The sequence below is a fragment of the Nocardioides sp. genome, assembly GCF_030149505.1.
Lineage (GTDB): Bacteria > Actinomycetota > Actinomycetes > Propionibacteriales > Nocardioidaceae > Nocardioides.
On the sequence record NZ_JASBRN010000088.1, the window covers coordinates 1 to 20,991 of the forward strand.

Here is a 20,991-nt window from a genome sequence, read left to right on the forward strand (position 1 = left end):
CGTCGCGCGTCGCCCTCAGGGGCGGCGCGCGACGAACCGGTACCCGTACGTCCACGGCCGCGAGACAGCCGGCCCGGGCAGGTAGCGCTGCGTGACCTCGCCGACCTCCAGGCCGGCAGCGCGCACCAGGGCGACGGGGTCGCGGGTGAGGTGGCAGCCCCCGGCGACGGCCCGCTCGACCGGGTCCAGCCGCGCCTGCCAGCGGCGGACCCGCGGGTCGGGGGAGCAGCCGTGCTCCAGCACGTGCACGGTGCCGCCGGGGCGCACGGCACGCGCCATCTCCCGGGCGGCCAGGGCGGCGTCGGGGATGGTGCAGAGAGAGAACGTGCACAGCACCGCGTCGTACGCCGCGTCCTCGACGTCGAGGTGCTGGCCGTCGAGCCCCACGCGGGAGACCGGGACGGGTGCGGCGTCGCGGCGAGGCGCGGACATCGACCACCCCAGGTCGGACGGCTCGACCGCGTCGAGCGAGGTGACCCCGGCCGGCAGGTGCGGCAGGTTCAGGCCCGAGCCGAAGCCCACCTCGAGCACCCGGCCCGAGAGCCCCTCGCACACGGCGGCCCGCTCCCGGCGTACGTCACCGGACCCGAGAGCCTTCTCCACCAGCCGCGGCACCACGTGCCGCTCCCACCACCCACCGATGCCAGCCACGGGCTCACCGTAGTCCCGCTCCACGTAGGCTCGGTCACATGAGCGTGCGCCGGGTGATGGGGACCGAGGTCGAGTACGGCATCTCGGTCCAGGGCCAGCCCACCGCCAACCCCATGGTGGCCTCCTCGCAGGTCGTCAACGCCTACGCCTCGGCCACCCTCAAGGCACGCCGAGCGCGGTGGGACTTCGAGGAGGAGTCGCCGTTGCGCGACGCCCGCGGGTTCGACATGAGCCGCCAGGTCGCCGACCCCAGCCAGCTGACCGACGAGGACCTCGGCCTGGCCAACGTCATCCTCACCAACGGCGCGCGGCTCTACGTCGACCACGCGCACCCGGAGTTCTCCACCCCCGAGGTCACCACCCCGCTCGACATCGTGCGGTGGGACAAGGCGGGGGAGCAGGTGATGCTCGACGCGCAGCGTCGGGCCGCGGCCCTGCCAGGCGGGCAGCCGATCCTGATGTACAAGAACAACACCGACGGCAAGGGCGCCTCCTACGGCGCCCACGAGAACTACCTCATGCGCCGGTCCACCCCGTTCGCCGACATCGTCAAGCACCTCACGCCGTTCTTCGTCAGCCGCCAGGTCGTGTGCGGCGCCGGCCGGGTCGGCATCGGCCAGGACGGCCGCGACCACGGCTACCAGATCAGCCAGCGCGCGGACTTCTTCGAGGTCGAGGTCGGCCTCGAGACCACGCTGAAGCGTCCGATCATCAACACCCGCGACGAGCCGCACGCCGACCCCGAGAAGTACCGCCGCCTCCACGTCATCATCGGCGACGCCAACCTCGCGGAGGTCTCCACCTACCTCAAGGTCGGCACCACGTCGCTGGTGCTGGCGATGATCGAGGACCGCTTCATCTCCGTCGACCTCACCGTCGACGGGCCGGTCTCGGCGCTGCGGGCGGTCTCCCACGACCCGACGCTGCGCCAGGCGATCACCCTGCGCGACGGCCGCAAGCTCACCGCGGTCCAGTTGCAGCTGGAGTACCTCGACCTGGCCAGGAAGTACGTCGAGGACCGGTACGGCGCGGACGCCGACGACCAGACCCTCGACGTGCTCGCGCGGTGGGAGTCGGTGCTGGACCGGCTCGAGCGCGACCCGATGTCCCTGGCCGGCGAGCTGGACTGGGTGGCGAAGCTGAAGCTCCTCGAGCAGTACCGCCAGCGCGACGGCCTGGAGTGGGACGACGCCAAGCTCCAGCTCATCGACCTGCAGTACTCCGACATCCGCCCCGAGAAGGGGCTCTACCACCGGCTCGTGCAGGCCGGCCGCATCGAGCGGCTGCTGGCCGAGGAGTCCGTGGAGCGCGCGATGCACGAGCCCCCGACCGACACCCGGGCCTACTTCCGCGGCCGCTGCCTGGAGCAGTTCCCCGACGCCGTCGCCGCGGCGTCCTGGGACTCCGTCATCCTCGACCTGCCCGGCCGCGAGTCGCTGCAGCGCGTGCCGACGATCGACCCGCTGAGGGGCTCCCAGGCCCACGTGGGGGAACTCTTCGACCGGTGCACCAGCGCCGAGGAGCTGTTCATTGCGCTCACCCGCTGACCACGTGCCGGATTGCCGCCTCGAATGGGGAGGAGTGAGTAGGGTCGAGGCATGGCACAGGAGCAGAAGCAGCCGCGGCGCAACTCCGAGACCGAGGAGGCCGTCGAGACGGCCCCGGAGACCGACGTCGCGGAGCGCAAGGAGGCCCTCGACAGCGAGGTCGACGACATCCTCGACGAGATCGACGACGTGCTGGAGTCCAACGCCGAGGACTTCGTGAAGTCCTTCATCCAGAAGGGCGGACAGTGATTTCCCCATCGAAATCCTCGCTGCGCTCCGGTTTCGACAGGGACCCCGAATGAGCACCGACCCGCGCCTCCCCGCGTCCTTCCTCCAGCCCGGATCGTCCTCGTTCAGCGACTTCCTCGCAGCCCAGGCTCCCGACCTGCTGCCGGGGCGTCGCACGGTGCCGCAGGGCAACGCCGCCGACCTCGCGCCGCACGGCACGACGATCGTCGCGGTGACCTTCCCGGGCGGCGTGCTGCTGGCCGGTGACCGCCGCGCGACGATGGGCAACATCATCGCCAGCCGCGACATCGAGAAGGTCTTCCCGACCGACGAGTTCTCCGCGGCCGGCATCGCCGGCACCGCTGGCCTGGCCATCGAGCTCGTGCGGCTCTTCCAGACCGAGCTGGAGCACTACGAGAAGATCGAGGGCATCACGCTCTCGCTCGACGGCAAGGCCAACCGGCTCTCCACGATCATCCGGGGCAACCTCGGGATGGCCATGCAGGGCCTGGCCGTCGTCCCGCTCTTCGCCGGCTACGACCACGACCGCGTCGGCGGCCGGATCTTCTCCTACGACGTCACGGGCGGGCGCTACGAGGAGACCGGCTACCACGCCGTCGGCTCCGGCTCGCTCTTCGCCCGCGGCTCGCTGAAGAAGCTCTACCGCGCGGACCTCTCGCAGGACGACGCGGTCACCGTGGCCCTCGAGGCGCTCTACGACGCCGCCGACGACGACTCCGCCACGGGTGGCCCGGACGTCACCCGACGGATCTTCCCCATCGTCCACGTCATCACCGCCGACGGCGGGCAGCGGCTGACCCAGGAGGTCGTCGGCGAGCTCGCGGAGCAGGTCGTCGCCGGGCGGATGACCCGACCCGGCGGGCCGCACGCCCCGCTCAACCCGGGTCGGACCGAGGGAGGTCAGGCATGAGCACCCCCTTCTACGTCTCGCCCGAGCAGCTGATGAAGGACCGGGCCGACTTCGCGCGCAAGGGCATCGCGCGCGGCCGCTCGGTCGTGGCGGTGCAGTACGCCGACGGCGTGCTCTTCGCCTCCGAGAACCCTTCCCAGGCGCTGCACAAGGTCTCCGAGATCTACGACCGGATCGCCTTCGCCGCGGTCGGGCGCTACAACGAGTTCGAGAACCTCCGCATCGCCGGTGTCCGGCTCGCCGACATGCGCGGCTACGCCTACGACCGTCGCGACGTCACCGGTCGCGGCCTGGCCAACGCCTACGCCCAGACCCTCGGCACGATCTTCTCCTCCGGTGGCGAGAAGCCCTACGAGGTCGAGATCTTCGTCGCCGAGATCGGAGCGGTCGCCGCCGACGACCAGATCTACCGCCTCACCTACGACGGGCAGGTGGCCGACGAGCACGGCTACGCCGTCATGGGTGGCGCGGCGGAGGTCGTCGCGGCCTACCTGAAGGACCACTACACCGAGGGCTCCTCGCTCGAGCAGGCGCTGCGGCTGGCCGTGGCGGCGCTGGGCCACACCGAGTCCGAGGACCGGGTCATCCCGGCCGAGGACCTCGAGGTCGCGGTGCTCGACCGCACCCGGGTGCAGCCACGCAAGTTCGCCCGGCTCCGGCCCGAGCGGCTCGAGACCGTGCTCGGCCCGCGCGAGCCGTCCCCGGCCACGGCCGAGGCACCCGCGACGGCACCCGCGACGGCACCTGACGGCGTACCCCCCGCGCAGCCCGGCGGCGACGAGCCGCCGGTGGCCCCGCCCGGCTGACACCGGCACCTGACGGCACGGGTCGCCCCGGGCGCCAAACGCGTCCGGGGCGACCGCCCGACCCGTAGTGTTCTGGCATGGACCGTCGGATCTTCGGGATCGAGAACGAGTACGGCGTCACGTGCACGTTCAAGGGCCAGCGCCGGCTCAGCCCAGACGAGGTGGCGCGCTACCTCTTCCGCAAGGTCGTGAGCTGGGGCCGCAGCAGCAACGTCTTCCTGCGCAACGGAGCGCGGCTCTACCTCGACGTGGGCAGCCACCCGGAGTACGCCACGCCCGAGTGCGACGACATCGTCGACCTCGTCACCCACGACAAGGCGGGGGAGCGGATCCTCGAGGGCCTGCTGCTCGACGCCGAGCAGCGGCTGCACGACGAGGGCATCGCCGGTGAGATCTACCTGTTCAAGAACAACACCGACTCCGCCGGCAACTCCTACGGCTGCCACGAGAACTACCTCGTCTCGCGCAACGGCGAGTTCAGCAAGCTCGCCGACGTCCTCATCCCGTTCCTGGTGACCCGGCAGATCGTCGTCGGCGCCGGCAAGGTCACCCAGACCCCGCGCGGCGCCGGCTACAGCGTCAGCCAGCGCGCCGAGCACATCTGGGAGGGCGTCAGCAGCGCCACCACGCGCAGCCGCCCGATCATCAACACCCGCGACGAGCCGCACGCCGACGCCGAGAAGTACCGCCGCCTGCACGTGATCGTCGGCGACTCCAACATGAGCGAGACGACCACGTTGCTCAAGGTCGCCTCCGCCGACCTGGTGCTGCGGATGATCGAGGAGGGCGTGGTGATGCGCGACCTCACCATGGAGAACCCCATCCGCGCCATCCGCGAGATCAGCCACGACACGACCGGTCGCCGCAAGGTCCGACTGGCCAACGGTCGCGAGGCCAGCGCGCTGGAGATCCAGAGCGAGTACCTCGCCAAGGCCCGCGACTTCGTGGACCGCCGCCAGATCTCCACCCCGGTCATCGAGCAGGCACTGGACCTGTGGGAGCGCGGGCTGAAGGCCGTGGAGTCCGATGACCTCGGCCTGGTCGACAAGGAGATCGACTGGGTCATCAAGTGGAAGCTGATCGACGCCTACCGCGCCAAGCACGGCCTGCCCCTGGGCCACGCGCGGATCGCCCAGCTCAACTTGGCCTACCACGACATCCACCGCGGCCGCGGCCTCTACTACCTGCTCGAGAAGCGCGGGCTGGTCACCCGGGTGACCAGCGACCTGAAGATATTCGAGGCCAAGTCCGTGCCGCCGCAGGACACCCGGGCCCGGCTGCGCGGGGAGTTCATCCGCAAGGCCCAGGAGCGTCGCCGCGACTTCACCGTCGACTGGGTGCACCTCAAGCTCAACGACCAGGCGCAGCGCACCGTCCTGTGCAAGGACCCCTTCCGCGCGTACGACGAGCGGGTGCAGCGGCTCATCGACAGCATGTGACGTAGGGTTCCGGTTGCTCTGCTGCCCTCCCGAAGGAGTCCCGGTGCCTCGACGCGTACGCCGACCGCTGGCCCTGCTGGTCGCCCCCGCCCTGCTCCTGCCCACCCTGGCCGCCTGCGGCTCGGACGAGGACGACGGCTCCGGCGCGGGCCTGGCCGAGGTGGAGGTCACCGGAGAGGTCGGGGAGCCCCCGGTCGTGGAGTGGCCCGAGGACTACACCGCGGGTGACGCGGAGTCCGAGACGCTCGTGACCGGCGACGGCCCCGAGATCCCCGAGGACGGCACCGCCCTGGTGCACTACTGGATCGGCAACGGGTTCGACCAGTCCGAGGCGCTGTCGACGTACACCGCGCTGCCCGAGGCGCTCGACCTCGCCAACGCCGAGCTCCCCGAGGCGCTGACCGACCCCGTGGTCGGCGCCACCGTGGGCTCGCGCGTGGTGACCAGCGTCTCCGCCGAGGAGGTCTTCGGCGAGATCGGCAACCCGGCCATCGGGGTGTCCAACGCCGACCCGCTGCTGATCGTCGTCGACGTGCTCGGCCCCACCCCGATCGAGGAGCCCTTCGTCGAGGAGGGCACCGGCTTCGCCCCCGACCTGGTCCTCGGCGAGGACGGCCGCCCCGAGGCGATGCGCTTCATGGGCCGTCCGCAGCCCACCGGCCAGCTCCAGGTGCAGACCCTGGTCGAGGGTGACGGCGAGAAGATCAGGGCCTCCGACGTGGTGATGGTCGACTACCTCGGGCAGGTCTACGCCAAGCCCAAGCCCTTCGACACCAGCTTCGACGGCCAGCCGCTCGTGCAGAGCCTCTCCGGCGTGGTCGAGGGCTGGCAGCAGGCGCTGGTCGGCAAGACCGTCGGCAGCCGGGTCGTCATCGCCGTCCCGCCGCGCCTGGGCTACGGCCCCGAGGGCAACGAGGGCGCCAAGATCAGCGGCACCGACACGATCTACTTCATCATCGACGTCCTGGGCCGCGCTCCCGAGCCGGTCGCCCCGGAGCCCGCCGAGGAGGAGTCGCCGTCGGCCAGCCCGTCGGCCGCCCCGTCCGGCAGCCCGTCGGCCGAGGTGTCGCCGACCGACGACGCGACCCCGTCGCCGGCGGTCAGCGAGGGCCCCTCGGACGAGGAGTCCTGACCCGCAGATGAGCGTCCGCAAGAGCGAGCGGCTGATGAACCTGCTCATCATGCTGCTCGTCCAGCGGCACTACGTGCCCAAGGGGCGCATCCGGGAGATGATCTACCCCGGTTCCTCCGACGAGGCGTTCGAGAAGATGTTCGAGCGCGACAAGGACGAGCTGCGCAGCCTCGGGGTGCCGGTCGAGATCGGACAGATCGACGCCTACTTCGACGACGAGCCGGGCTACCGCATCCGTCCCGACGACCTGGCGCTGCCGGACATCGACCTCACCCCCGACGAGGCGTCGGTGATCGGCCTGGCCACGCGCGTGTGGCAGCACGCCAAGCTCGCCGAGGCCACCACCGACGCGGTCCGCAAGCTCACCGCCCTCGGGGTGCCGGTCGACACCGCGGCGCTCGACATCGTCGAGCCGCGGCTGGCCGCCGAGGAGCCCGCCTTCGACGTCTTCTGGGAAGCCGTGCAGGAGCGCCGTCCGGTGGCCTTCGACTACCGCACCGCCCAGGGCACCGAGACGACCACCCGGCACCTGCAGCCCTGGGGCGTCACCCGCTACGCCGGTCGCTGGTACGTCGTGGGCCTCGACACCGACCGCGGCGAGGAGCGGGTCTTCCGGCTCTCCCGCGTGCAGGGCGAGGCGCGCCCCGACGGTCCGCCCGCGGCGTACGACGTGCCGCCGGGCACTGACGTCTCGGCGCTCGCCCGACGGCTCGCGCCCCAGCCCGTGCACCAGCAGGCCTCGCTGCTCGTGCGACGCGGGGCCGGCGTGCTGCTGCGCCGTGGCGCCGACAGCATCGAGGAGGACGTCCCCGGCCCCGACGACCGCACCCGCTGGGACCGCGTCCGCGTGACCCGGGAGTCCCAGGGCCTGGTCGAGGAGGTCCTGACCCACGGCGACGCGGTCCTCGTGGAGGAGCCGGCCACCCTCCGCTCGGAGGTCGTACGCCGTCTCCAGGCCGTCGTGGGGGAGTCCGCATGAGCCCCGCCGGACCGACCACCGCCGCCCCCGCACCCGGCCCCGGGGCGCGCGACCAGGTGGCGCGCCTGCTCATGCTCGTGCCCTACCTCCACGCCCGCGGGACCGTGCACCTCGACGAGGCCGCCCGCACCCTGGGGACCACCCCCAAGCAGCTGCTCAAGGACCTCAAGGTCCTACTCATGTGCGGCCTGCCCGGCGGCTACCCCGACGACCTGATCGACGTCGACCTCGACGCGCTCGAGGAGCCCGAGGGCGACGGGGTCATCCGAGTCTCGAACGCCGACTACCTGGCCCGGCCGCTGCGCCTGACGCCCACCGAGGCCAGCGCGGTCATCGTCGCCCTGCGCGCCCTGCGCAACAGCGCGGGCACGACGCACGGCACCCGGGAGGTGCTCGACCGTGCGCTGGCCAAGCTCGAGGCCGCCGCGGCCCACGGTGGCGTCGCCCAGATCGACCCTGGCCAGGGCGTCGAGGACGCCGACGTGGCCCTGCTGGCGCGCCGACTGCAGGAGGCCGCCGACGCCGGGCGCCAGGTGCGCCTGCGCTACGTCGTGCCCAGCCGCGACGAGGAGACCGAGCGGGTCGTCGACCCGCACCGGGTCGTGCGCGCGCAGGACGGGGGACGAGCGGGTCAGGGGTACGCCTACCTCGACGCCTGGTGCCACCGCGCGGGCGCTCCGCGGCTCTTCCGGCTGGACCGGGTCACCGAGGCCGAGGTGCTGGACACCCCCGTCGCCACCGAGCCCCCTGCGCCCCGCGACCTCGACGGCGGGCTCCTGGGCGACGACGAGACCGTGCTGGTGACGCTGCTGCTGGACCGCCAGGCGCGCTGGGTGGTCGACTACTACCCGGTCCTCGCGACCCGGGAGGTCTCCGACGAGCGCCTCGAGGTCGACCTGCGGGTCGCCGACGTGCGCTGGCTCAACCGGCTGCTGCTCCGGCTCGCTCCGCACGCCAGCGTCGTGCGTCCTGCGGAGTTCACCGATTCTTTCCGCGCCGCAGCCCGATCCGCTCTCGGCCTCTACTCCGAACAACACGTAGACTGAACGAAGATCCTGTCGGCCCGACGGGACCGGCTCCCCGAGAAGAAGGCAGTGCCTCTATGTTCCCGCTGATCGGAATGCCCGGTGGCTACGAGTGGCTCATCATCCTCGCGATCGTGATCCTCGTCTTCGGTGCGGCCAAGCTGCCCGAGCTCGCCCGCGGCACCGGTCAGGCGCTGCGGATCTTCAAGGCCGAGACCAAGGGTCTGCGCGACGACGACAAGGACGACGAGGGCCCCGCCGCTCCCGCCGAGCTGCCGCCGACCTCGCTGGCCGAGGAGACCAAGTCGGACTCGCCGATCGTCGGCGAGCCCCACCCCGACCAGCGCGGCTAGGCCCGGATGGCCCGCATGGCGGGCGTCGTCGGCCTCTTCGTCGGCAAGCCCCACCACCCCGTCGGCCCCGACGGGCGGATGGCCCTGAGCGACCACCTGCGCGAGCTGCGCGCCCGCATCCTCAAGGTCGCCCTCACGGTCGTACTCGCCCTCGTGGTCTCGCTGCTCTTCTTCGACCAGCTCTTCGACCTCGTCTACGGCCCCTACCAGACCGCCGTCGAGCGGCTCCCCGACCAGGAGACGCTGGCCACGACCAGCGGTGCCGGCGGCGGCCTCATGCTCTACCTCAAGCTCTGCGGCTTCGCCGCGCTCGTGGTGACGGCGCCGGTCTGGCTCTACCAGATCTGGGCGTTCATCATGCCGGGGCTGCACCCGCACGAGAAGAAGTGGACGCGGATCTTCGCTGCCGTGGCGACGCCGCTGTTCGCGGTCGGCATCTGGCTGGGCTACGTCACGCTGCCCAAGGGCCTGGAGATCCTCATCGGCTTCAACCCCGACGGCATCACCAACATCCTGGAGTTCCAGGGCTACCTGCAGTTCTTCACCCGCACCCTGCTCGTCTTCGGCATCGCCTTCGAGATCCCGCTGTTCGTGGTGTTGCTCAACTTCGCCGGTGTCGTCAAGGGCCAACAGCTGGCCGACCACCGCCCCTGGATCGTGATCGGGCTGTTCGTCTTCGCCGCGATCGCCACCCCCTCGGCCGACCCGTTCACCATGACCTTCATGGCGGTCCCGATGGTGGTGCTGTTCTTCATCGCGGAGGTCATCGCGCGCTTCAACGACCGGCGCAAGGAGCGGAACAAGCCGTTCGCCGGGCTCTCGCCCGACGAGGCCTCCGTCCTGTGAGGCCCGTCCTGTGAGCGGCGCACCCCCGCACCTCGGCGAGGTCGACCCGTTCGACCTGCCCGAGTGGCTGGGGACGGGCGAGGTCACCTGGACCTCGGAGTCCGGGCTGCGCTCGGGGCACCTCGTCTCCGGCCTGCTGTACGGCGCCGGGCACCCGGACCTCGCCTGCGACCTGCTGGCGGTCGACGAGGCGTTCCCGGTGCCGGTGGTCGACGACGCCACCCGCACCCGCGCCCACCAGGCCTGGCGCCACGGCCAGGTGCTCTGCGTGCGGCCGACGGCGCCCGATGAACCGGAGGGCCGGCTCACCCTGGCCATCCCGGGCCGCGACATGACCGCGGGGCGCGTGCTCGACGCGGTGGCGCGGCTGTCCAAGGCCGTGGGCGCCTCCGCCGACGACTGGAGCGTCCTGCTGCGGATCGGCGAGGAGCGCGCGGCGAGCCGCCGGGGTCGCTGAGCCTCGATCCGGGCCGAGGACCGCTAGTTTCGACCTCGTGACCCGCGTCGCGCTGCTGACCAACCCGACCTCCGGCAAGGGCCGCGGCGCGCGCGGTCGGGCCGCGGCCCTCGACGTGTTGCGCGGCACCGACCTCGAGGTGCTCGACCTCGTGGGGCGCGACGGCGCGGAGGCCGCCGCGCTGGTGCAGGACGCAGCCCCCGGGGTTGACGCGCTGCTGGTCTGCGGCGGCGACGGGCTGGTGCACCTGGCCGTGCAGGCGCTGGCCGGTACCGGGACGGCGCTCGGCGTCGTACCTGCTGGGACGGGGAACGACGTCGCGCGCTACCTCGACCTGCCGCGCCGCGACCCGGCCGAGGCCACGTACCTCGCCCTCGAGGCTCTCCGGTCGGGACGTCGACGCACCATCGACCTGGCCCGGTCCGGAGACCGGTGGTTCGTCACGGTGCTGGCCGCCGGCTTCGACGCGGTGGTCAACGAGCGGGCCAACGCGATGACCCGTCCGCGCGGCCAGATGCGCTACAACATCGCGACGGTCGCGGCGCTGCGCACCTTCACCCCGATCACCTACACCCTCGACCTCGACGGCGAGCAGGTCACGCTCGAGGCGATGATGGTCGCGGTCGGCAACGGCCCGTCGTACGGCGGGGGCCTGCGGATGACCGAGGGCGCCGTCCTCGACGACGGGCTGCTCGACGTGGTGGTCATCGGACCGATGAGCAAGCTCGAGCTCGTGCGCACCTACCCCCGGCTCTTCACCGGCACCCACACCACGCACCCGGCCTACCAGCACCACCGCGTGCGACAGGTCAGCATCGCCGCGCCCGGCATCACGACGTACGCCGACGGCGAGCGCTTCGGTGCGCTGCCGCTCACCGTCGAGTGCGTGCCGGGCGCCCTGCAGGTCCTCGCGCGCCCGCCCACCACGGCCCCGTAGGTTGGGGGCGTGAGCCACCCCGTCGACGAGCCGACCCCCGCCGAGCGCTACGCGCGGTTCCGGCGCGCCCAGGAGCACCCGGTCCTCGCCGACTTCCGCGAGCTCTACCGCTTCCCGCTGGACGAGTTCCAGATCCAGGCCTGCAAGGACATCGAGGACGGCCGCGGCGTGCTCGTCGCGGCGCCGACCGGCTCGGGCAAGACGGTGGTGGGGGAGTTCGCCATCCACCTCGCGCTCTCCCAGGGCCGCAAGGCCTTCTACACGACCCCGATCAAGGCGCTGTCGAACCAGAAGTACGCCGACCTGGTGGCCCGCTACGGCCCCGACGAGGTCGGGCTGCTGACCGGCGACAACACCGTGAACGGGGAGGCCTCGGTGGTCGTCATGACCACCGAGGTCCTGCGCAACATGCTCTACGCCGGCTCCCGGACCCTGGACCGGCTCGGCTTCGTGGTGATGGACGAGGTGCACTACCTCGCCGACCGCAGCCGCGGCGCGGTGTGGGAGGAGGTGATCATCCACCTGCCGGAGTCGGTGGGCCTGGTCGCCCTGTCGGCCACGGTCTCCAACGCCGAGGAGTTCGGCGAGTGGCTGGAGACCGTGCGCGGCGACACCTCGACCATCGTGGAGGAGCGTCGGCCGGTGCCGCTCTTCCAGCACGTCATGGTCGGCCGGCGGCTGCTGGACCTCTTCGCCTCCTCCGACGTCGACGCCGCCGCCGGCTTCGTCAAGGAGGGAGCCCCGGTCAACGAGGAGCTGCTCAAGGTCGCCCGCGACGACTGGGCCGCCTCGCGGATCCGTGACCGGCGCAGCCCGCGCGACCGCAAGGGACCGCGGCGACCGGCCGCCCAGTCGGGCAACGGCCGCCGCGTCTGGGTCGCCAGCCGCCCCGAGGTCATCGACCGGCTCGAGCGCGACGGCCTGCTGCCGGCGATCGTCTTCGTCTTCAGCCGGGTCGGCTGCGACGCCGCCGTCACCCAGTGCCTGGCCGCGGGCATCCGGCTGAACTCCCCCGAGGAGCGCGACGAGGTCTTCGCCGTCGTCGAGGACGCCACCAAGCACCTCTCGCGCGAGGACCTGCACGTCCTGGGCTACCACGACTTCCTCGACGGCCTGACCCGCGGCATCGCGGCCCACCACGCGGGCATGCTGCCGGCGTTCAAGCAGATCGTCGAGGAGCTCTACGTCCGCGGCCTGTGCAAGGTCGTCTTCGCGACCGAGACCCTGGCGCTCGGCATCAACATGCCCGCGCGCACCGTCGTCATCGAGAAGCTGTCGAAGTGGAACGGCGAGACGCACGCCGACATCACGCCGGGGGAGTACACCCAGCTCACGGGTCGCGCGGGCCGCCGTGGTCTCGACACCGAGGGCCACGGCGTCGTGATGTGGCAGCCCGGGACGGACCCGCGCGAGCTCGCCGGCCTCGCCTCGACCCGCACCTACCCGCTCCGCTCCTCCTTCCGCCCCAGCTACAACATGGCGGTCAACCTCGTCGACCAGTTCGGCCGGGTCGTCGCGCGCGAGCTGCTGGAGCAGTCCTTCGCCCAGTTCCAGGCCGACAAGGCCGTGGTCGGGCTGGCCCGGCAGCTGCGCAAGGCCGAGGAGGCGCTCGACGGGTACGCCGAGGCCGCGACCTGCGACCAGGGCGACTTCCTGGAGTACGCCGAACTGCGGCGCCGGATCAGCCAGGTCGAGAAGGGCGCCAGTCGTCAGCGCAAGGAGGACCAGCGTCAGGAGGCCATCGCCTCGCTGAAGCACCTCAAGCCCGGCGACGTCATCGAGGTCCCGACCGGCAAGTTCAGCGGGTACGCCGTCGTCATCGACCCCGGCTGGTCACCCGAGGGGCCGCGCCCCTACGTCGTCACCCTCGAGCGGCAGGCCCGCCGCCTGGCCATGATCGACTTCCCGACCCCGGTCGAGTCGCTCACCCGGTTGCGGGTGCCCAAGACGTTCAACCCCCGCAACGCCCAGATGCGCCGCGACCTGGCCGCCCAGCTCCGCGACCGCACCCGGGACCTCCCGCCGCGCAAGGGCGGTCCGGCCCGTCGTACGGCCCAACCGTCGGCCTGGGAGCAGGAAGTCGCCGACCTCCGGCGTCGGCTCAAGGCGCACCCCTGCCACGGCTGCCCCGACCGCGAGGACCACGCCCGGTGGGCGGAGCGCTGGCACAAGCTCGACAAGGACGCCGCCACCCTGCGCCGTCGTGTGGAGAACCGCACCAACACCGTGGCCCGCCAGTTCGACCGGGTCTGCGACGTGCTGACCTCGCTGGGCTACCTCACGCCCGACGGGGACGACGCGACCGTCACCGCCGAGGGCCAGCACCTGCGCCGGCTCTACTCCGAGCTCGACCTGGTCGCGGCCGAGTGCATCCGTCGCGGCGTCTGGGACGGCCTGGACGCCCCCGGCCTGGCCGCCGCCCTGTCGACGCTGTGCTTCGAGGCGCGCCGCCCCGACGACGCCCGCGCCCCGCGGGTGCCGGGCGGTCCCACCAAGGAGGCCATCGGCGCGACGATCCGGCTGTGGGGCGAGCTGGACCGGCTGGAGAAGGAGAACCGGCTCGACTTCCTGCGTCAGCCCGACCTCGGATTCGCCTGGGTCGCCTACAAGTGGTGCGAGGGCGACGACCTCGACGAGGTGCTGGCCGAGACCGAGCTGTCGGCAGGCGACTTCGTGCGCTGGATGAAGCAGCTGCTCGACCTCGCCGGCCAGGTCGCCGACGCGGCCGGCGACTCCCCGCTGCGCCACACCGCCCGCGAGGTCGTCGACCGTCTTCGCCGCGGCGTCGTCGCGATGTCCGGACTCGCCGAGTAGCCGACCGTGTCCGGGGTGCCGAGCCGGCGCGTTCTTCCGGAAAGATGCGCCGGCTCGGCGAGGAACGTCTCAGCCGAGGCCGGCGACGGCGTCCGCGACGCGCTCGGTGCCGTTGACCAGGTCGAGCTGTCGGCCGATGGTGGCGGGCTCGTCGAGGACGGCGGCCAGGACGGCGGCCACGTCGGCCCGGCTGATCTCACCCGGCTCGACCTCCTCGGCCAGCGTCACCGCGTCCCGGGCGGGGTCGTCGGTGAGCCGGCCGGGCCGGATGATCGTCCAGTCCAGACCGGAGTCGCGCAGCGCGGCGTCGGCGTCGCGCTTGGCCTCGACGTAGGCGCGCCACACCGGCTCGGTGTCCTCGGGGACCGGGTTGTCCACGCCGATGGCCGAGACCTGCACGAAGCGTCGGATGCCGGCCTGTCGTGCCCCGTCGATCGACTTCAGCGAGCCCTCGAGGTCCACGGTGCGCTTGCGCTCGACGTCGCCGTCGGCACCGCCGCCCGCGGCGAAGACCACCGCCTCGCAGCCCTCGAAGGCCGCGGCGAAGCCCGCGGCGTCCTGGGCCTCGATGTCCAGCATCCGCACCTCCGCCCCGAGGCCCTCGAGCTCCTCGCGGTACTCCTCGCGCCGCACCAGGGCGACCGGGGTGTGCTCCGAGCCGCGCAGCGCGGCGAGGAAGTGCTTGGCCACCTGTCCGTGGCCCCCGACAACAGCGATCCGAGTCATGCTCCCGACGCTACGGGGCGGGACCGTCCGGATCCGACCCGAACGGGTGGCTATTGCCGGGCCAGGACCGTGAGGAGCCTCTCCACCGGACCCTCCAGGTTGCGCTCGGCCGCGAGGGCCGCGAGTCGCGCCGGGTCCGCGGGCTCCTGGGGGAGGGTGAAGCCGGTGCGCGGGACGTCGAGGGTGCGGCGTACGGCGACGACCTCGGGCGCCACGGCCAGGTAGTCGGCCGAGGCCTGGACCTTGGCCCGCACCCCGGGCGCCATCTCCGCGTCCGGGTCGGCCGCGGCGGCGACGATGCCGTCGAGGTGCTCGAAGCGCTGGAGCAGGGTGGCGGCAGTCTTCTCCCCGACGCCCTTCACGCCGGGCAGGCCGTCGGAGGTGTCGCCGCGCAGGGTGGCGAAGTCGGCGTACTGGCGCGCCTCGACGGCGTACTTCTCCCGCACCCACTCCTCGGTCACCCGCTCGTGGTTGCCCACGCCGCGGGCGATGTAGAGCACCCGCACCTCGGCTGCGTCGTCGACGAGCTGGAAGAGGTCGCGGTCGCCGGTGACGATGTCCACCGGTCGGCCGGCGTCGGTGGCCAGCGTGCCGATCACGTCGTCGGCCTCGGCCTCGGGGGCACCCACGACGGCGATGCCGAGGGCCTCCATGACCTCGAGGATGATCGGGACCTGCACCTCGAGCGGGTCCGGGACCTCCTCGACGTCCGGTCCGGCGTCGACCACCTCGACCACGCGGTGCGACTTGTAGGTCGGCACCAGGTCGACGCGCCACTGCGGGCGCCAGTCCTCGTCCCAGCAGCAGACCAGCTCGGTGGGCTCGTACTGCTCGACCAGCCGGGAGATGAAGTCCAGCAGGCCGCGGACGGCGTTCACCGGCGTGCCGTCGGCGGCCAGGATCTCCGGCACCCCGAAGAAGGCCCGGAAGTACATCGAGGCGGTGTCCAGCAGCATGAGGCGGTCGGTTCTCGGCACGCGGTCACCCTAGGGCGTGCGGAGCCCTAGGGTGTCAGGCGTGAGCCAGTCCGCCGTGGAGTCCACCGACCGCAAGATCCTGCAGCTGCTCGCCACCGACGGCCGGATGTCCTTCACCGACCTCGGCAAGGCCACGGGCCTGTCCACCTCGGCGGTGCACCAGCGGGTCAAGCGGCTCGAGCAGCGCGGCCTGATCCAGGGGTACGGCGCGACCATCAACCATGCCGAGATCGGGCTCCCGCTCACGGCGTTCATCTCGATCCGCCCGATGGACCCCTCGCAGCCCGACGACTGCGCCGCCCGGCTCGAGCACGTGCCCGAGATCGAGTCCTGCTGGTCGGTCGCGGGGGAGGAGTCCTACGTGCTGAAGATCCGCACGACCTCGCCCGCCGCCCTGGAGGACCTGCTCGCCCGCATCCGCGCCGCCGCCAACGTCTCCACGCGCACGACGATCGTGCTGTCGACGTACTACGAGAACCGGCCGGTCACGGGGGAGTAGCGCCCGGATCTGCCATGATGCGCCGGCAACATCACTCGGGAGGTGTGCAGTGCAGCGGTGGCAACGGCTCGGCGCCTGGTCGACGGTGGGCGCCCTGGTCTTCGCCCTGGGATTCGGCCTCGGTCGGGAGACCGACGGGACGCTGGAGCTCGACTGGCGCGACGGCGAGGGTCACGTCGGCAAGCGGATGATGAGCATCGAGCACGATGGCTGGACCTACGGCACCGAGGGTGCCGTGCCGATGTGGATCGATACGAGAGGCAGCTGGCACGACGGCGGCTGGCCCGACTGCCTCGAGCCCGGGACGACAGCCGTGCGCTTCGCCGCCGCGCCGACGACGTACGTCGAGGACATGGGCCAGCGCCCGATCATCGCCGTGGACTGCCGGGGGACGCGTCCGGCAGCCGACTGACGGCGCCCCTCTCCGCCTCGTCAAGCACTCACGAGGACCTCACCAGGCCTGCAGCGCCGCCGTACGTCGTGACGCCTCGGCCACCTCGGCGGCCTTGAGCGCGGACTCGTCGAGCCGGCCGTGCTGCTCCCACCAGGCCTGGCCCTCGGCGGGCAGAGTGTGGATCGGGTCGTAGTAGGTGTAGGTGCGGTTCAGCGCCTCGGCGTCGCCGGCCTCGATGGAGGTGCGGTAGTTCTTCGTCCAGTGCGAGATGCCGCGCTCGGTGTCGTAGCCCGCGAGCTGGTGCACCCAGCGCTTGCCGACGAAGGGGACGTCGCAGACGATGCGCGGGGTCGCGTAGCCGGGGAGGTAGCCCATGATGTGGTGCTGGAGGCGCTGGGCGTCGGCGACCGAGACCCGCCAGTGCTCCGAGAACGGGATCATGTCGCACATGTAGAAGTAGTACGGCATGATCTGCGCGCCATCGAGCAGCGAGAAGCACAGGTCGAGCAGGGCGTGCGGGTCGGCGTTGACGCCGTTGAGCAGGACCCCCTGGTTGCGCACGTCGCGCAGACCGGCGTCGAGCATCGCCTTGGCGCCGCGGGCCACGAGCGGGGTGATCGACTGCGCGTGGTTGGCGTGGGTGTGCATCGCCAGGTTGACCCCGCGCTCGCGCGCCATCGTGGCGACCCGGCCGACACCGTCGACCACGTCGGGCTGCAGCCAGTGCTGCGGCATGCCGATCAGGGCCTTGGTGGCCAGCCGGATGTCGCGGATGTTCTCCACCGTCATCAGCTCGGTGAGGAACGCCTCGAGGCGGGGCCAGGGCATGTTGGCCACGTCGCCGCCGGAGACGACCACGTCGCGCACGCTGGGCGTGCGACGGAGGTAGTCCAGCATCGCGGTGAGGCGGTCGTTCGGCTTGCCGGTGAGCTTGAGCTTCTCCACGACCGGGGTGGAGTTGCCCACCAGGTCCATCCGCGTGCAGTGGCCGCAGTACTGCGGGCAGGTCGGCAGCAGCTCGGCGAGCACCTTGGTGGGGTAGCGGTGGGTCAGGCCCTCGACCGCCCACATCTCGTGCTCGTGCAGGCTGTCGCGCGTGGCGTAGGGGTGGCTGGGCCAGTCGGTGCGCCGGTCGGAGAAGACCGGCAGCATGTAGTGGCGCACGGGGTCGGCGTAGAACGCGTCGGTCAGGCTGCCCGGGCCGCGCGGCGTGGCGTGCGGCGCCATCGTGTTGAGCATCTGCGGCGGCACGAGCATCGACATCGTGGCGCGCTCGGCCTGGTCGCGCTCGAGGTCGGCGTAGAACCGCTCGTCGAGCAGGTCGCCGACCACCTCGCGCAGCTGCTTGAGGTTCTTGACGCAGTGGCTGCGCTGCCACTGCACCGACTCCCACTCCTCGACCGTGACGTCCTTCCACCCCGGGAAGCGGGTCCAGTCGGGCTCGACCAGCTCGGTGCGCCGGTAGGGGTAGGGCTGGCCCGTCTCGCCCTCGACCAGGGCTGCGATGGAGGTCTCGATGCTCATGCGGCAAGACTGCCAGAGGATTTCTTGTCAGTCGAATGTTTGGCAGGAGATCCTGCGGTCGTGTCGGGTCACCCGAGCTCGTCCCGACCCCGCTCCCCGTCCAGGTCGTCGACCCAGCCGGCCAGCCGTCCGTGCTCACCGACGGCCTTGATCCGACGCTGCACCTGGTCCACGAGCCGGCGGTCGGCGACGACCAGCGCGTGGTCACCGACGCGGAGCTGGGTCGACGGTTCGGGCACGAAGACCCGACCCTCCCGCAGCACCAGGCTCAGCCCGGACCCCGATGGCAGCCGCAGCTCGCGCACCTCCACGCCCGCGAGCCGGGAGCCCTCGGGCACGCTCACCTGCAGCAGCACCGCATCCACGTCGTCGAGCGGCGAGGACTCCACGCGGACGCCGCGCGCCTGGCCGGCCTGCGCTGCACCCGTACGCCGGGCGACCCAGGGCAGCGAGGGGCCCTGGACGAGGGTGAAGACGACCACGAGCAGGAAGACCACGTCGAAGATCCGGGCCGCCCCGGGCAGGCCGACACTCATCGGGATGGTCGCCAGCACGATCGGCACGGCGCCGCGCAGCCCCGCCCAGGACACGAAGACCTGGTCGCGCCACGGGACGCGGAACGGCGTGAGGCTCAGCGCCACGGAGACGGGCCTGGCCACCAGGGTCAGCACCGCACCCACCAGCAGGGCGGTGGGCAGCGCCTCCCACAGCCGCCCGGGGCTGGCCAGCAGCCCGAGGAGCACGAAGAGCCCGATCTGGGCCAGCCACGCCAGGGACTCCGCGACGCCCTCGGTGGTGGTGCGGTGGGGGAGACGGGTGTTGCCGAGCACCAGCCCGGCGACGTACACGGCCATCAGCGCGCTGGCGCCGAGCAGGCCGGACGTCGCGAAGGCGACGAAGCAGAGCGCGAGGATCGAGAGCGGGTAGAGCCCCGAGGAGGGCAGCGCGGCCCGTGCGACCAACCGGGCACCGAGGTAGCCGACGGCGCCGCCGACCAGCACGCCGACCACCAGCTGGTAGCCGATCTGCCCGGCGAGGGAGAGCGGGCTGGAGGAGCCCCAGGCGTCCGAGGTGACGACCGTGACCAGGATGATCACCGGCGGGTCGTTGAACCCGGACTCGGCCTCCACCAGGCCACGCAGCCGGGTGCGCAGTGGCATCGACCGCAGCACCGAGAAGACCGCCGCCGCATCGGTGGAGGACGCGACCGCCCCGAGCACGATCGCGGTGCGCAGGTCGACGTCCAGCAGCCAGAAGACCGCCCCGGTGGTGACGGCGACACTCGCGAAGACCCCCACGGTCGCCAGCACGGCGGCCATCGGGGCGACCGGTCTGACCGAGGACCAGTCGGTGCTCAACCCACCCTCGGCGAGGATCACGGCGAGGGCGAGGTTGCCGATCAGCTGGGTGAGCTCGGCGTCCTCGAACTGCAGACCCAGACCGGACTCGCCCATGGCCACGCCGATCGCGAGGTAGAGCAGCAGGCTGGGCAGCCCGGCCCGGCTCGCGACGCGCACGGCCGCGGCGGCCGCCAGCAGCACCAGGCCGCCCACGAGCACGACGGTGTTGAGGTCAGCAGGGTCCACGGGCAGCCCCGTCCCGGATCCGCGCCCCGACACGACCTCTCATGCCACAACCCAACACCACCCGGCCCCTCGTGCGCACCGGGCACGAGGGGCGGGGTGCTCGCAGGCCCGGCTCAGCGCGAGCGCAGGATCTCCAGCAGCGGACCCGCGGCCTCCGCGAGGAACCGCTCCTGGGTCTCGTCGCCGATCTGCACCACGGCGACGTCGGTGAAGCCGGCGTCGACGAAGGCCGTCACGGCGTCGGCGATCGCCTCGAGGTCGGGCCCGCAGGGGATGTTGTCGGCGACGTCCTCGGGCCGCACGAACTGGGTGGCCCCGGCGAAGCCCGCGGGGGTGGGGAGGTCGGCGTTGACCGACCAGCCGCCGGCGAACCAGCGGAACTGGTCGTGGGCGCGCTGGACCGCCTCGTCGCGGTCGGGACCCCAGGAGACGGGCACCTGGCCCACGGCGCGGGCGGGGCCGCCGATGCGGGGAGCGCCCTCCACGGCGTTCCACGCCTCGACCAGCTCGGCCTTCGGCTCCACCGCGACCAGGTGGTCGGCCAGGGGCGCGAAGCGCTGCACCGAGCGCTCACCGGACACCGCGACGCCGAGGTCGACGCCCTGCTCCGGCAGGTCCCAGATGCGGGCGGAGTCGACCTGGAAGAAGTCACCGTCGAAGTCGACCAGCTCCCCGGTGTGCAGCGCCCGGATCACCTCGATCGCCTCCGCGAGCATCGCCTGCCGGGTCTGCAGGGCCGGCCAGCCCGCTCCGACGACGTGCTCGTTGAGGTTCTCGCCGCTGCCGAGACCGAGCGTGAACCGACCCTCAACGAGCAGCTGGAGGGTCGCGGCCTGCTGCGCGACCACGGCGGGGTGGTAGCGCATCGTCGGGCACGTCACGTAGGTCATCAGCTCCACGTCGGTCGTCACCTGCGCGACGGCGCCCAGCATCGTCCAGGCGTGGGGGGCGTGTCCCTGGCTGGTGAGCCACGGGGAGAAGTGGTCGCTGGAGACCAGGAGGTCGAAACCGACCCGCTCCGCCTCGGCGGCGTACCCCACCAGCTCCCGGGGGCCGGACTGCTCGGTCATCAACGTGTACCCGAATCGCGTCATGCCCTCTGGGTGCCCGCAGCCGCGGGAGCGACACCACCCGGTCGCG

Annotated in this window: 21 protein-coding genes; 15 read left to right on the top strand and 6 right to left on the bottom strand. The window is 72.1% G+C overall.

Annotation, left to right across the window (positions count from 1 at the left end; translation table 11 throughout):
• Positions 1–15: 15 nt before the first annotated feature.
• Positions 16–651 (bottom strand): class I SAM-dependent methyltransferase, encoded by a 636-nt coding sequence (locus Q1V71_RS19795; RefSeq protein ID WP_300646172.1) that lies wholly within the window; start codon positions 649–651, stop codon positions 16–18.
• 38 nt (positions 652–689) lie between these two features.
• On the opposite strand from Q1V71_RS19795, the gene dop reads away from it, so the two are divergent.
• The 13 genes from dop to Q1V71_RS19860 all read left to right on the top strand — a co-directional run bounded on the left by dop (position 690) and on the right by Q1V71_RS19860 (position 14,145).
• A complete protein-coding gene (dop, locus tag Q1V71_RS19800; protein ID WP_300646173.1) occupies positions 690–2,198 on the top strand; it encodes a depupylase/deamidase Dop in 1,509 nt (502 codons plus the stop codon).
• Positions 2,199–2,249: 51 nt separating this feature from the next.
• Entirely contained in the window at positions 2,250–2,447 is a 198-nt protein-coding gene (locus Q1V71_RS19805) for a ubiquitin-like protein Pup (protein ID WP_300646175.1), read from the top strand.
• Positions 2,448–2,496: 49 nt separating this feature from the next.
• Entirely contained in the window at positions 2,497–3,357 is an 861-nt protein-coding gene (prcB, locus tag Q1V71_RS19810) for a proteasome subunit beta (RefSeq protein WP_300646176.1), read from the top strand.
• Positions 3,354–4,163, top strand: coding sequence for a proteasome subunit alpha (gene prcA / locus Q1V71_RS19815; RefSeq protein ID WP_300646178.1), 810 nt, complete (start codon positions 3,354–3,356; stop codon positions 4,161–4,163). Before prcB ends, prcA begins: the two co-directional genes overlap by 4 nt.
• 77 nt (positions 4,164–4,240) lie before the next feature.
• Positions 4,241–5,602, top strand: a complete 1,362-nt coding sequence (pafA, locus tag Q1V71_RS19820; protein ID WP_300646180.1) for a Pup--protein ligase — start codon at positions 4,241–4,243, stop codon at positions 5,600–5,602.
• A gap of 43 nt (positions 5,603–5,645) precedes the next feature.
• Positions 5,646–6,734, top strand: a complete 1,089-nt coding sequence (locus tag Q1V71_RS19825; protein ID WP_300646182.1) for an FKBP-type peptidyl-prolyl cis-trans isomerase — start codon at positions 5,646–5,648, stop codon at positions 6,732–6,734.
• 7 nt (positions 6,735–6,741) lie between these two features.
• Entirely contained in the window at positions 6,742–7,713 is a 972-nt protein-coding gene (locus Q1V71_RS19830) for a YafY family protein (RefSeq protein WP_300646185.1), read from the top strand.
• On the top strand, positions 7,710–8,759 hold the full coding sequence (locus tag Q1V71_RS19835; RefSeq protein WP_300646187.1) for a YafY family protein: 1,050 nt from the start codon (positions 7,710–7,712) through the stop codon (positions 8,757–8,759). The genes Q1V71_RS19830 and Q1V71_RS19835 overlap by 4 nt, the downstream gene beginning before the upstream one ends.
• Positions 8,760–8,815: 56 nt before the next feature.
• Positions 8,816–9,091: a Sec-independent protein translocase subunit TatA gene (locus Q1V71_RS19840; RefSeq protein WP_300646189.1), complete on the top strand. Its 276-nt coding sequence runs from the start codon at positions 8,816–8,818 to the stop codon at positions 9,089–9,091.
• 15 nt (positions 9,092–9,106) lie between these two features.
• A complete protein-coding gene (gene tatC, locus Q1V71_RS19845) occupies positions 9,107–9,937 on the top strand; it encodes a twin-arginine translocase subunit TatC (protein WP_300646192.1) in 831 nt (276 codons plus the stop codon).
• Between the two features lie 10 nt (positions 9,938–9,947).
• Positions 9,948–10,394: a hypothetical protein gene (locus Q1V71_RS19850; RefSeq protein WP_300646194.1), complete on the top strand. Its 447-nt coding sequence runs from the start codon at positions 9,948–9,950 to the stop codon at positions 10,392–10,394.
• Positions 10,395–10,431: 37 nt separating this feature from the next.
• Positions 10,432–11,331: a diacylglycerol kinase family protein gene (locus tag Q1V71_RS19855; RefSeq protein WP_300646195.1), complete on the top strand. Its 900-nt coding sequence runs from the start codon at positions 10,432–10,434 to the stop codon at positions 11,329–11,331.
• Between the two features lie 9 nt (positions 11,332–11,340).
• Positions 11,341–14,145 (top strand): DEAD/DEAH box helicase, encoded by a 2,805-nt coding sequence (locus tag Q1V71_RS19860; protein WP_300646197.1) that lies wholly within the window; start codon positions 11,341–11,343, stop codon positions 14,143–14,145.
• A 69-nt stretch (positions 14,146–14,214) separates the two neighbouring features.
• Here the strand turns inward: Q1V71_RS19860 and Q1V71_RS19865 are convergent, their stop codons facing one another.
• Positions 14,215–14,871: an NAD(P)H-binding protein gene (locus Q1V71_RS19865; protein WP_300646198.1), complete on the bottom strand. Its 657-nt coding sequence runs from the start codon at positions 14,869–14,871 to the stop codon at positions 14,215–14,217.
• A gap of 50 nt (positions 14,872–14,921) precedes the next feature.
• Positions 14,922–15,827 carry a 5'-3' exonuclease gene (locus Q1V71_RS19870; RefSeq protein WP_300646238.1) on the bottom strand — a complete coding sequence of 302 codons (906 nt, stop codon included), beginning with the start codon at positions 15,825–15,827 and terminating at the stop codon, positions 14,922–14,924.
• A 76-nt stretch (positions 15,828–15,903) separates the two neighbouring features.
• Between Q1V71_RS19870 and Q1V71_RS19875 the strand changes: the two genes are divergently transcribed.
• Together Q1V71_RS19875 and Q1V71_RS19880 are read left to right on the top strand one after the other, a co-directional pair.
• Positions 15,904–16,347 carry an Lrp/AsnC family transcriptional regulator gene (locus Q1V71_RS19875; protein ID WP_300646240.1) on the top strand — a complete coding sequence of 148 codons (444 nt, stop codon included), beginning with the start codon at positions 15,904–15,906 and terminating at the stop codon, positions 16,345–16,347.
• A 49-nt stretch (positions 16,348–16,396) separates the two neighbouring features.
• Positions 16,397–16,759, top strand: a complete 363-nt coding sequence (locus tag Q1V71_RS19880) for a hypothetical protein (RefSeq protein WP_300646200.1) — start codon at positions 16,397–16,399, stop codon at positions 16,757–16,759.
• A gap of 39 nt (positions 16,760–16,798) precedes the next feature.
• Here Q1V71_RS19880 and Q1V71_RS19885 read toward each other — a convergent pair whose 3' ends face one another.
• From Q1V71_RS19885 to Q1V71_RS19895, 3 genes are all read right to left on the bottom strand, one after another.
• Entirely contained in the window at positions 16,799–18,265 is a 1,467-nt protein-coding gene (locus tag Q1V71_RS19885) for a lysine 2,3-aminomutase (RefSeq protein ID WP_300646203.1), read from the bottom strand.
• A 68-nt stretch (positions 18,266–18,333) separates the two neighbouring features.
• Positions 18,334–19,851, bottom strand: coding sequence for a potassium/proton antiporter (locus tag Q1V71_RS19890; protein WP_300646204.1), 1,518 nt, complete (start codon positions 19,849–19,851; stop codon positions 18,334–18,336).
• A 113-nt stretch (positions 19,852–19,964) separates the two neighbouring features.
• The gene (locus Q1V71_RS19895) at positions 19,965–20,945 is read right to left on the bottom strand and encodes a TIGR03557 family F420-dependent LLM class oxidoreductase (protein WP_300646205.1); all 981 of its coding nucleotides are present in this window, start codon (positions 20,943–20,945) and stop codon (positions 19,965–19,967) included.
• Positions 20,946–20,991 lie beyond the last annotated feature (46 nt).